Origin of the sequence: Vibrio sp. 10N.247.311.12 (genome assembly GCF_041467515.1) — a bacterium.
Lineage (GTDB): Bacteria > Pseudomonadota > Gammaproteobacteria > Enterobacterales > Vibrionaceae > Vibrio > Vibrio crassostreae_C.
In genome coordinates this window covers 1-12,567 of record NZ_JBFSUV010000042.1, presented here as the reverse complement: position 1 = coordinate 12,567, position 12,567 = coordinate 1, and the positions used below count along the sequence as shown (strand labels likewise).

The following is a 12,567-nucleotide window of genomic DNA, read 5'->3' as shown; positions in this document are numbered from 1 at the left end:
GAAGCTATCGACCTACAGACTCTAAGTAAGCGATCTCTTCACTGAACAGTTCTTGTTCTACACGACGCCAAGTTTTGCGGTAATCCCAGTCACTAGAAAGGGGCTGCCAATTTAGGCCGTCTAGAATCATGTTCGCGTTGTGTAATACTGAATACGGGTCTTGTAACCGCTTAATACAATGACTGTTTGATGCGTTCTGTGACAAGGCATTTGAACCAAATGCGATTGACCAGTTAGCAAAAACGATGGCATCTGAGCCAACGCCAGAAGAGAACTTTAGGTCACCCGCTTCTACCGCTTGGTTAACCATAGAGTCGCATTGTTCAATCACCAACTCTTCCAGTTCATTCATCTCGGCGACGCGTACACTAGACGCTTTCTCTAGTACCCACGGGCTTTTAGCCATGATCGCACAGGTTGATAGTACCGGTTCCATGCGAGCATAGATTCGGTAAGCAACGTGCAATGCGACGATCTTTTCACGTGTGTTGCCTTCAAACTCTCCAGAGCGAGCAAACATCATTGCTTCTGTCTTGAGAGAGTGAATACATAACGCTAAAACGACGTCTTCTTTGCTGCAAAAGTGATTGTATATCGTACCTTTAGAATAAGAGCTCGCTGCCGTTAGCTTGTCCATCGTGAGGTTTCCGAACCCTTGTTCTCGAACCAGATCTTTTGCTAACAACATCAACTCTACTTCTCGGTCTGCAATAGACTGCTGCTTTTTAGACAACACGCCTTTGCAACCAAAGATACCTTGTTTATCGCCTTTACAACCAAAGCCAAACATAATTTTTTAGTCCGTATATGAGCTTAGCCGTTATCTAAGCTTCGCCAGTATTTAAAACACTCCTATCCAATATATTAACACGAATAGTAAATTCATGTAGTTAACCATTTTGTGACGCTTCGTCATTTCTGACTTATCGTCATAATAGCGCAAGTATTTATCATATCAAGGGATTTTATAAATTAAATACATTTTGTGAATGGAAAGAGAATAAATGGGATATAGCTAAGAAAATCATCAATAGTTGACCTAAAGAGAAGACTTTAAAAGAAGACCTGTATTGTGACCAACAGAATGTGGACGCGAATTGGGCATTCTTAATCTAACAAAGAATGTAGGCACTTTAAGCTGCTATGCGTATTCATGCCCAATGATTCCTAGCTTAAACCACAAGAATGAATGACTGTAGGCTTACTTTATGGGGCAGACGTCTCCTTATGGTCAATATTTGGCTTACTAATGCCGTTTTCTGTTAAGTTGCTATAAATTCGGTAAGGGGTGACTTACAATAGTGACAACGACTTACCTTTTTTGAGAACACGATATTGAGCGCCAAATATTCTTATTTAGCTTGGCAAGTGAATACTTCTAGCCCTGCAGAAAAGCTGGTTTTATTGATGCTTGCAGACGGTGCTGACGAATTCGGCTACACCAATGTGTGCCTACAAACAGCAGGTCAACTTTGTGCTCTCTCTACGTTTGGTTTAGCCGACTGTCTTAAGTGTTTAGTCGACCAAGGTTTTCTCGATAAGGTAAAAGTAGATTATCGGGATAAAAAAGAGATTCACGTTTTCAAAATGCTCATTGAGCAAGAGCAAACTGCGGCGCACGTTGAGGTTCAACCGACCAATAGTATTCCGGTCTACTCTACGGCACCTGCACCTGCACCTGCACCTGCACCTGCACCTGCACCTAAGTTTCAGCCTGCTCCGGCACCAATGCAACATATGCAGCAGGCCCCTCGCCCACAAGGTCGAGGCTCAATGAACAGCAACACCGTCTCTACTCATGATCTCAACGAAGAAGAGATACCATCATGGGCAGAACGTGCGTTTAAATTCTCCGGTTTGACCGGTGACCATAGTTTAGTATGGAAGAAATTTGTCCTCTGGTATAAAGCCAAAGCCAATGAATTAATGCCATTATCTCGGATTGAATCCAAGCTGCAGTACTGGCTAGTTAACGAGAAGCAAAATGAAAGACAACAACAGCAGAAGACCGCTCAATATTCAGGAAATGCAGGACAAGCTCAAGGAAATGGGTATAGACAAAAGCTTAGCCCATCTGAACGCTTCAGGCAGCAGCTCATTCAAAAAGGCAAAAAGCCAACCTTCTGAGCCAGCTCAACCTGTTGTACCTGACGCTACAGGTCCATTAGTACCTGAAGTGATTGAAGCGCAAAGTACCGAAGTGAAAGTAGCGGCTGCACAAGCTGCGGATTCTGGTGCGTCTCAACAAGTACCTGTTGTTGATCAAGATCCTGCAGAGCTGGAACTAACCGATTGGTGTATCCATGTATTTGGTTCTTTCTTAAGCGTGTACGAAACACAATGGGAATACCAATACGGGAGCGAGCCGAGCGGTAAGTTTATTGAATTTGCTAACTCAGTCGATTCAGACGGCCTTAACCGCGTGCTAATGCACTGTCATGAACGTATTCAACTTGGCAACAGTTGGCCGCCGCAAATGGGTGAGCTTTGGATCCTGAAAGATTCTTTGACTGAAGAGGAGTTGTTGGATAGCCGTATTCGAGTGTTGTCACGCTCTGCAGATAATAAGATTGAACAATGGTTAATCCAGAATAAACTGTACGATTTAAAGCGCACGGCTGAAAACAAACTCGATGGCCTGTTCAAGAAGTATTACTTGGAAGCGAAACGTTTAGATGAGAAAGGCATGCTTGAAACTGAGTTACCAGAATTCCTTCTTGCCGCTAACTCTGTAAAGAACCTGAACGATTTAAAACGTGAAGAGTACGAAAGTAAACACGGTAAAGCGATTAACCCAAGAATTCAGCGTATTCTGAACAGTAAAAAGTAACCATCCGCTTGCTATCTGTTATAAGAAAACAGAGTAGCGATTACACGGTTAACAGATACAAAAATGCCAGCTATCAAGCTGGCATTTTTTATGAATTCTAACGAACTCTTTAACGACTATCCGACCGTTATTTACGATCGTTTTACTGATTGATTACAGTAGGTGAATAGTTGCGTTTAGAGAGAAAACGCCTGCGTCGTCATCTTTCATTTTGAAGTTTTGGTAGCTAGCGCCTACAGATAGTGGACCAAAGATAAAGTATTCAGCGCCTACAGCGTACATTACGTCTACATCGTCTTGCTTGAAGTTATCGCCTTTCACTTCGTATGAGTGAAGACCACCCTTCGCGTATACGTGAAGAGGACCGAAGTCGATGCTTGGTTTGATCGCTAGGTAAGCAGTGCTTACGTCAACACCTTGTTTAGCACGGTTGCCGTAGCTAACGTTGTCGAAAGAACCTAGATCCCAGTAACCCGCTTCAACACCGATTAGTGGAAGGATACCTGTACCTACGTGGATGCCCACCGCGTTTTCATCTTCACCAGCGAATGAGTTTTGACCACCCATTACACCGCCGTACAACCAAGAATCAGCCATTGCTGTTGAAGATGCACCTAGTAGTGCTAGTGCCAATAACGTTTTTTTCATATTCGACCTTTTTCGTCCTAGTGGCAGGCCTTGAGTGGTAATAAATTGCCACCAAGTCGCCCTGTATGTAATAACTATTCAATTAGTAATGCAATAAGCAAGATTTATACCCAAACCTTGCCATTGCGTCTAGCTTTATTCCTTTAGCAAGCATCAATCGCGTTTTTAACACGCTTATCTGATACTGGGTAAGGCGTACCGAGCTGCTGTGCGAAGAAGCTTACACGAAGCTCTTCTATCATCCAACGCACCTCTTTTACATTTTCTGGAACCGCGATCCCTTTTGGAATTTTATTCAGCAGTTCTTTGTAATCATTCATTACTGACTCAACTTTGATCATGTGAAGACGATCTTTGTTCGGGTCAATTGGCAGTTTTTCCATGCGGCGTTCAATCGCTCTCATATAGCGTAGAATATCCGGCAAGCGTTTCCACCCACATTCTGTGGCAAAACCCTTAAAAATCAAACCTTCTACTTGAGCTTTTATGTCAGAAAGTGCGAATGCCATAGAAAGATCCACGCGTCCTTTCAGCTTTTTACTGATGCTGAATGCCGTGGTTAGGATGGTTTCAACCTGTTGAGCAATCTCTACTACGGTATCACCCAGCTCTGCACGTACGTGTTCTTTCAGAGCTTCAAACTGCTCTGGTTCCCAAACCAAACCGCCCTTCTCTTCAATCAGCTTATCAATACCACAAGCGATACAGTCATCGATAAGATCGAGTACCTGTCCGTATGGGTTGAAGTACAAGCCAAGTTTCGATTTGTTCGGCAGGTTCGAGTGCAAGTATTTGATCGGTGATGGCACGTTCAACAAGATTAAACGACGCTGACCCGATTTCATTGCCGAGATTTGCTCTTGCTCGGTTTCGAACAGTTTGATCTCTACGCTGTCTTTGGTATCCACCAGCGCAGGGAAGGCTTTAACATCGTAGCCACCACGTTTCTGTTGGTAGACTTTTGGTAATTCACCAAAGCTCCACGTGTGCAGGTTCTGCTGCTCGATATCGTCGTCTGCCACTTTAGAAAGCGTTTCTTGAACCTTGTCTTTCAGGCTCTCTTTCAACTCATGCAGATCTTTCTGTTCTTTCAGCTTACGCTTGCGATGATCTACAGCGCGGAATGTTACCTTTAAGTGCTCTGGAATCTGGTCTAACTTCCAGTCATCACGTACCACTTCCACACCCGTCATGCGGCGTAGCTCTTTCTCAAGAGAATCCAGTAACGGTGCTTCAAGCGGTGTCACACGTGCCAAGAATGCATCTGCGTAGTTTGGCGCAGGTACAAAGTTACGGCGTAGCGTTTTAGGTAACGACTTAATCAAGCTAATTACTAGCTCTTGACGTAGACCCGGGATCTGCCAATCAAAACCGTTTTGGTCAATTTGGTTCAAGATAGGCAGCGGAATGTGTACCGTTACACCATCGTTGTCGTCACCCGGCTCAAATTGGTAGCTCAGTTTCAACTTAATACCGTTTTGGTGCCAGAAGTTCGGATAATCCAAATCAGTAACGTGGCTAGCATCGCCTCGGAACAGCATCGACTTTTCAAAGTTAAGCAGCTCAGGAGTTTTCTGACTGGTCTTCTTCCACCACGTATCAAAATGACGGCCTGACACTGCCTCTTCGCCAACACGTTGATCATAGAAGTCGAACAGTTCATCATCATCGATCAAGATGTCGCGACGACGCGATTTATGCTCTAGCTCTTCGACTTCTTGTAGAAGCTTACGGTTCTGCTTGAAGAAAGCGTGTTTGGTTTCCCACTCACCTTCTACTAATGCACTACGTACAAACAACTCACGGCTGACGGTGGCATCAATCGCGCCGTAGTTCACAAGGCGCTTAGGTACGATTGGGATTCCGTAAAGCATCACTTTTTCGTGTGCCATTACCGCTGCTTGTTTCTTCGACCAATGTGGTTCGCTGTAACTGCGTTTAATCAGGTGTTTCGCTAGCGGTTCAATCCATTCAGGTTGAATCTTCGCGATAACACGGCCCCAAAGTTTTGAGGTTTCTACCAGCTCCGCAGACATGATCCACTTAGGCTGTTTCTTAAATAGGCCAGACGCAGGGAAGATGTGGAAGCGTGCATTACGTGCACCTTGATACTCATTCTTCTCTTGGTCTTTCATACCAATGTGCGAAAGCAGACCTGATAGCAGTGACATGTGAATGCCATCGTAGCTGCCCGGTTCTGTATTCAACTTAGTATCTAGCTCACGCATTGCTTGGTGAATTTGGAAGTACACATCTTGCCATTCGCGGATACGTAAATAGTTGAGGTAATCTTGCTTACACTGTTTGCGGAACTGGTTACTCGACAATGCTTTTTGCTGCTGCTTGATGTAATCCCATAAGTTCACAAACGTGATGAAGTCAGACTCTTTATCGAAGAAACGCTTGTGCTTGTCATCAGACGATTGTTGCTTATCTGATGGACGCTCACGCGGATCTTGAATCGACAACGCAGACGCGATCACCATCACTTCGTGTAGGCATCGGTTACGTGGCGCTTCAATTACCATACGCGCTAAACGTGGATCGATAGGCAGTTTTGCCAGCTTACGACCAATCGCGGTTAGCTTCTTCTTGTCGTCGCCGTGGTTCTTGTTTTTGTTCGCTGACGGTTCAACGGTGGCGATCGCACCAAGCTCTTCAAGCAGCCTTACACCGTCTTGAATGTTGCGCTTATCAGGCGCTTCAACAAATGGGAACGCTTGAATATCGCCTAGGCCTAGCGCTGTCATCTGAAGGATAACCGATGCTAGGTTAGTACGAAGAATCTCTGGGTCAGTAAACTCTGGGCGTGACTCGAAATCTTCCTCAGAGTACAAACGAATACAGATACCTTCTGCAACACGACCACAACGACCTTTACGCTGGTTTGCACTCGCTTGAGACACTGGCTCAATCGGTAGACGTTGTACTTTAGTACGATAGCTGTAGCGGCTAATACGCGCCGTACCCGGGTCGATAACATACTTGATGCCCGGAACGGTTAACGAGGTTTCTGCCACGTTGGTTGCCAGAACGATGCGTCGACCAGTATGAGACTGGAAGATACGGTTCTGCTCACCCGCCGATAGACGCGCGTAAAGCGGGACAATTTCGGTATCACGAAGGTTGCGTTTACTTAATGCATCTGCGGTATCACGAATTTCTCGCTCACCGTTCATGAAGATCAAGATATCGCCAAGGCCTTCATCACACAGCTCATCAACGGCTTCAAAGATGCCTTCGATTTGGTCGCGGTCTGAATCACTTTCATCACCACCTAATGGGCGGTAACGCGTATCAACTGGGTAAGTACGACCAGACACTTCAATGATCGGTGCATTGTTAAAGTGCTTAGAGAAACGCTCTGGATCGATGGTTGCCGACGTGATGATCACTTTCAGATCAGGACGCTTTGGCAGTAACTCTTTCAGGTAACCCATGATGAAATCGATGTTCAGGCTACGTTCGTGCGCTTCATCGATAATGATGGTGTCGTACTGATTTAAGAAACGGTCGTGTTGAATCTCCGCCAGTAGAATACCGTCGGTCATCAGTTTGATTTGGGTATTGTCAGAAATCTGGTCGTTGAATCGAACCTTATAACCAACGAACTCACCCAGCTGTGTTTCCATCTCTTCAGCAATACGGTTCGCAACCGAACGTGCCGCAAGACGACGAGGCTGAGTGTGACCAATTAAGCCAAAGCGGCCGCGGCCAAGCTCAGAACAGATTTTCGGTAACTGAGTGGTTTTACCCGAACCCGTTTCACCCGCCACGATAACCACTTGGTTTTCAGCGATGGCTTTCGCGATGTCTTCGCGCTTTTGGCTAACCGGGAGAATTTCTGGGTATTCAATCGTTGGTTTCTGTGCCGCACGCTGAGTTGCCGTCATCATCGACTTAGCAATGTCTAACGCAATCTCATCAAAGACAGCGTGCTTAGCTTGTTCGTTCTTAATTTTGCTCGCACCAGCAATTCGCTTACTCAAACGGAAGCGATCGCGCATCATACATTCGTTGAGCGCTTTACGAAGAGAGGCTGGGCTATTCTGAGATGATTTGTTGTTTGTCGCTGATTGATCAGCTTTTTTGGTATTTGATTGTTCAGCAGACTTTTTCGATGCCGCTTGGTTTGGCTTGGCTTTGCTCTGTGAAGAACTTGGCTGTGCTGCATTCTTGTTGTTATCTGCTTTTTCCGGAGACGAAGTCAAAGCGTGTCCTATTCTTGTACTTATTAAACTCGCGCGATTATATCACAAGTCTCAAACAAAAAAGCCTGACAGCAAAGGGAAAACCTTTAGCTATCAGGCTGATTAATCTCGATAACACTCGCAGGAGCTATGAAAGCGCGGTCAAATGTAATTCGTACTTAGTCAACTCTGGTTTAAAGCTAACGTTAAAAACTGCGCTTAAAACTCATATTGGAAGTAAACCGTGTTGTAGTTACTACCGCCTTTGATACGACCATACTGAGAGGATTTTTCAAAGATTGCAGAACGGTGATGCAATGAATAACCGAACCATAAGTTGTTCAAGTCATTCTTACCAATCAAGTCGCCAACGTTGACATCGAATGAGAAGTCTAAGTAGTTCAATAGATGGCTTGCGGTGTAACCTTTACGGTCCATCTCAGAGCCTTCGATGTAGGTAATCGAATCGATGTAAGACATACCTTCTGCCACACCAAAACGCCACTGAGTTGGCCAATCAAAGGTGTAATACGCTTTGATTGCGATAATGTATTCGGTGCTGCTTGATTGAACGTCTGAGCTCCAGTGGTGGGCAATACCTGGGGTCAAATAGATATCCAATGGCAAGCCGAAGATCTCATCAGTTAATGGGTGTCCATAGAAGAACGAGGTCAACTGGTTGTTGTATTCGTCTTTTTCTCTATTGAACTTCATGATGTCGCCAATATTGGATGGCGTTCCCCAGCCGTGTGCGACACGTAAGTACGGCGCATTGCTCAGTTTAGGTTTTGGCGCTTTCTCTTTGTCGTTAAAGAAACCAAAGCCAAGGTACAATTCCCCCTGATAACGGTCTTCAACAATCGAAGAATCGTAAGCGTTATCGTCCAATCGAGTCACACTGGTTGAACCCAATAAGTACAAGTTAGAAACCACATGGTAACGCGTTTCAACACCAACATTTAAGTCAACACCAGCACCAATGGTTTCATTAGATGCGGAGTAATACTCACTGTTGAAATCAGCACTTTTATAACGCAGCGTCGCGCTCGGGTAAAACTCCCAATCTCCAGTTTCATACTTGGCTTTAGCTCGTAAGTTACCGTGGAAGTTGTATTCGCTGTCGCTCATTAACTCCGTCTCGACAGACCAAGAATCATCAAGTTGGTAGGTCAGTTGAGCACCAAAGTCCGCCGTATCGCCTTCAATCGCGTTCTGCTCAGATGCAGGAATATCAATAAAGCGCATGCGAGAGATAGCATTGAAAGACCACTTCTCATCGTCAGTTTGATAGAGGTATGCCCCCATCTCAGTACCGTCAATAAACACATAATCGTTCTTGAAAAACAGCATCGGTACGAATGAGCTAACCGATTGGTCGCCACCAGACGTGTCATAAGGGATGCTTGCTGTACGGAACATTGCAGCGATGCCCCACTCTTGCTCTTCAGCGGCCCACGCATTAGCACTTACGAAAATGCCACTTAGGAAAGCGCTACCTAGTAAAACCAATCCAGATGAAGGAAGAGTCGGTAAATATTTGAGCTTCATTCTTGTGTAATTACTCTTTGAAAAAATATTGTGTTACTGATTAGACATTTATTAACCATGACGGCTAACTATTTTTAGGTTTGCTCGGCATTGACCGTTACAATGTAGAATATTCTCGGTTAAATGAAAGTATTGTGAAAGTCTCCGAATTACAAAACATTATAGATCACTTACCCAAAGATTCCGATCCAGATATTGTTATGGGTGAGGCGTGGTTGCCTGAGCGTTTGGTGGATACCAACCTAGACGGTGACATGCTATTTCTTGAATTCGATAATGCCCCTGAAGACAATCAAGGGGATGAAGAAGGCCGTGGCTTTGTTGAGCACGAGATTGCTATGATTCGAGAAAAGCTCGAACTGTTATTAGACGAGCCTTCCGATACCAAGACCAAAGCCGATGCCCTATTGGCAATATTTCTAATGGGCCATGAACTTTCTAGCTCAGAAGTTATCGAAGTTCTTGAATCAACAGAATCTGAAATGGCAGAGCCTGAGATTGCAGAGTTTAAAACAACAGAATCTGACTCAGTAGAACTTGAAGCATCAACGCTTGAAACCACAAAGCCAGACACAAATAAGATCGAAACAAAAGAACACCACGACGACTAGCCACCAACGATTTTAGGTACCGTATTGAAACCCTCTACGACATCATCTCTTCCCCTGTTACTCGCCGGACCCATTTTAAGAAAAACCACCGCGACTGAAGTGGTACTTTGGTTAGCCACCAGCTCGCCTCTTACAGGCAGAGCCGAGCTTCATACTCAAGAAATAGACGATTCTGAAGCAGCACAAGACCAGCCGTTTTATACCTCATCGCTTGAAGAACATGATTCGATTCAAATCGGTACACATGCGTGGATAACGCTAATTCGCTTACAAGGTGAGTTTCCGACTAATACGCTGCTTGAATATGACATTCACACAGAGTCAGGTTCACTAAAAGAGCTCGCCCCTCACCTTGTTTACAACGGTAAATCTCGCGTTGAGTTTAAGATATCGACCTCAGCTGATTACATTCTTCATGGCTCTTGCCGCAACCCGCATCATCCAAGCAAAGACAGCCTAGTTGCAGCCGATAACAAGATGGCCGATCAAACCGTCGCTGAAAGACCCGACATGCTGATGATGAGCGGCGATCAGATCTACGCCGACCATGTGGCAGGCCCAACACTTGATGCTATTCAACAAGTGATTCACCTGCTTGGCCTTGTAGGCGAAAGCTTACCGACTGACTCGCAAATTAAACAAATCAACAACAGTGACGCTCTGTATAACAGTGAATACCACTTATACCAGCGTCATCACTATTTGCCGCACCACACAGCTTCAGAATCCATGCTCGATAAGTTATTCCCGAACCGTGGCGTGCCGATTTTTAGCTCTACCGATTGTGAAAACCACTTGGTCACGCTGTCTGAGTTTATCGCGATGTACTTATTGGTTTGGTCTCCGACACTGTGGCAATGCGTCAATCGAGAGCGTTTAATTGAGAATAACTTCACTCAAGGTGGACGCCAATTAACACCGACTGAGCAGCAACAATGGCGTGATGAAAGCGTCATCATGGATGATTTCATTGCTGGCTTACCGCAAGTGCAACGTCTGTTCGCGCATATTCCAACGTACATGATCTTCGATGATCACGATGTGACGGATGATTGGAACCTTACCGTGGGTTGGGAGCATGCCGTCGACCAAAACCAGTTCGCGACCCAAGTCATTGGTAACGGCCTTGCGGCTTACTGGATGTGTCAAGGTTGGGGTAACAAACCGGAGAGCTTCGATGAAACGTTTATCGTGCAAGCAAAACAGCTTTTTGTCGCTCAACCGCTCATTACTAAACAACCGCGCATTAGTAAACAAACTCATAATGAAGCCGGCAATGCAGCGACTACTCACTCTATTGGCAACATCGAGCCAGACAAGCATCAAGCCTTTATTGAGATGCTGAGTCGCTTTGAAGAGTGGCATTACACAATAGATACCTCACCCAAAGTCATTGTGTTGGATACTCGTACGCGTCGTTGGCGTTCAGAGTCACGCATGAACAAGCCTTCAGGTTTAATGGACTGGGAAGCCTTGATTGAGTTTCAACATCAGTTAATGAATCAAGATAAAGTGGTGATCGTTTCTGCTGCACCGATGTTTGGCGTGAAGTTTATTGAAACACTGCAAAAGATGGCGACCACAATCGGCAAGCCATTAGTGATTGACGCTGAAAACTGGATGGCACATCCGGGCAGTGCTAATACGCTGATTAGCATCTTTACCCATACCAAAACACCGACCAACTTCGTGGTACTTTCTGGCGATGTTCACTACTCCTTCGCTTATGACATCAAGCTTAGGTATCGTCGCAACAGCCCGAACATCTATCAAATCACCTGCAGTGGTATTAAAAATCAGTTCCCTGCTCCGCTGCTTAAATTCTGCGATGTATGGGACCGCCTGTTATACAGCCCTCGCTCAGTTTTGAACTACTTCACTAAGCGTAAACGCTTGAAGATCGAAAAGCGAAGCCCTGACAATCAGACCTTCTATCGCCTTTCAAACCGCAGTGCGATTGGAGAATTGAGGCTAGACACTGATGGGAAACCGCAATCGATCACGACACTCAGTGGCGACGGTAAAATTACCCGTTTCCCAGAGCCCGATTGATAAAATGCTCCTTATCGCTCGCGTATCCGTAATGTCAGTTTTTAGTAAAGACGCTTGCGATCACACTCTGTAGACCCAATAGTTATGCTTATGGTTATAGTTGATAGCTATCAGCGTTACGGAACTCGATACAAATTTTAACTGGAGCTCGTTATGTTCAATTCTCTCACATCAATGTTTAAACAATTGATTGAAGGCCAGGACCTAAGCAAAAACCAAGGCACATCACCTAATATCGCCATCGCGAGTTTGTTGTGTGAAGTCGCGGGTGCCGACCATCAGATCAATGAATCAGAAAGAGTCGCTAAGCTACAGCTTCTGCAGCGTTTGCTGGATTTAGATGAAGAACAAGCAAAGGTACTGCTCGCGCAAGCAGAGCCGAAAGTAGAGCAATCAGTATCGCTGTATGACTTTACATCGCAACTCAGAGACCTATCTCAGCCAGTGCGAATCGACTTAATCAAAGCGATGTGGGAAGTAGCGCATGCCGACGGGGAAATTGACCCTATCGAAGATTCTGTGATCCGTAAAACAGCAGAACTGCTCTACGTCGACCACAGTGACTTCATCAAGAGTAAGTTAAGTGTTTTAGGCGAAAATTAGTGCCTGAAATAATGAATTGGAAACTGAAATAATCGAGTAGGAGGAGGCCTCACGGCCTCCGTCCTCTCACACCACCGTACAAGCG

Annotated in this window: 9 protein-coding genes; 5 read left to right on the top strand and 4 right to left on the bottom strand. The window is 45.2% G+C overall.

Features of this window, described 5'->3' with window-relative positions; all coding sequences use genetic code 11:
* Positions 1–4 precede the first annotated feature (4 nt).
* A complete protein-coding gene (locus tag AB6E30_RS17335) occupies positions 5–790 on the bottom strand; it encodes a TetR/AcrR family transcriptional regulator (RefSeq protein WP_372104590.1) in 786 nt (261 codons plus the stop codon).
* Positions 791–1,335: 545 nt separating this feature from the next.
* Between AB6E30_RS17335 and AB6E30_RS17330 the strand changes: the two genes are divergently transcribed.
* Entirely contained in the window at positions 1,336–2,127 is a 792-nt protein-coding gene (locus AB6E30_RS17330; protein WP_372104587.1) for a hypothetical protein, read from the top strand.
* The gene (locus AB6E30_RS17325) at positions 2,048–2,830 is read left to right on the top strand and encodes a hypothetical protein (protein ID WP_102321035.1); all 783 of its coding nucleotides are present in this window, start codon (positions 2,048–2,050) and stop codon (positions 2,828–2,830) included. Before AB6E30_RS17330 ends, AB6E30_RS17325 begins: the two co-directional genes overlap by 80 nt.
* A gap of 153 nt (positions 2,831–2,983) precedes the next feature.
* Here the strand turns inward: AB6E30_RS17325 and AB6E30_RS17320 are convergent, their stop codons facing one another.
* From AB6E30_RS17320 to AB6E30_RS17310, 3 genes are all read right to left on the bottom strand, one after another.
* Positions 2,984–3,478, bottom strand: a complete 495-nt coding sequence (locus tag AB6E30_RS17320; protein ID WP_274134781.1) for an outer membrane beta-barrel protein — start codon at positions 3,476–3,478, stop codon at positions 2,984–2,986.
* A 143-nt stretch (positions 3,479–3,621) separates the two neighbouring features.
* Entirely contained in the window at positions 3,622–7,689 is a 4,068-nt protein-coding gene (gene hrpA, locus AB6E30_RS17315) for an ATP-dependent RNA helicase HrpA (protein ID WP_050648750.1), read from the bottom strand.
* 198 nt (positions 7,690–7,887) lie between these two features.
* Positions 7,888–9,216: a MipA/OmpV family protein gene (locus AB6E30_RS17310; protein WP_372083127.1), complete on the bottom strand. Its 1,329-nt coding sequence runs from the start codon at positions 9,214–9,216 to the stop codon at positions 7,888–7,890.
* An 80-nt stretch (positions 9,217–9,296) separates the two neighbouring features.
* On the opposite strand from AB6E30_RS17310, the gene AB6E30_RS17305 reads away from it, so the two are divergent.
* The 3 genes from AB6E30_RS17305 to AB6E30_RS17295 all read left to right on the top strand — a co-directional run bounded on the left by AB6E30_RS17305 (position 9,297) and on the right by AB6E30_RS17295 (position 12,482).
* Entirely contained in the window at positions 9,297–9,827 is a 531-nt protein-coding gene (locus AB6E30_RS17305) for a hypothetical protein (protein WP_029235374.1), read from the top strand.
* A gap of 24 nt (positions 9,828–9,851) precedes the next feature.
* A complete protein-coding gene (locus AB6E30_RS17300; protein WP_372104584.1) occupies positions 9,852–11,879 on the top strand; it encodes an alkaline phosphatase family protein in 2,028 nt (675 codons plus the stop codon).
* Between the two features lie 153 nt (positions 11,880–12,032).
* Positions 12,033–12,482, top strand: coding sequence for a TerB family tellurite resistance protein (locus AB6E30_RS17295; RefSeq protein ID WP_102428587.1), 450 nt, complete (start codon positions 12,033–12,035; stop codon positions 12,480–12,482).
* Positions 12,483–12,567 lie beyond the last annotated feature (85 nt).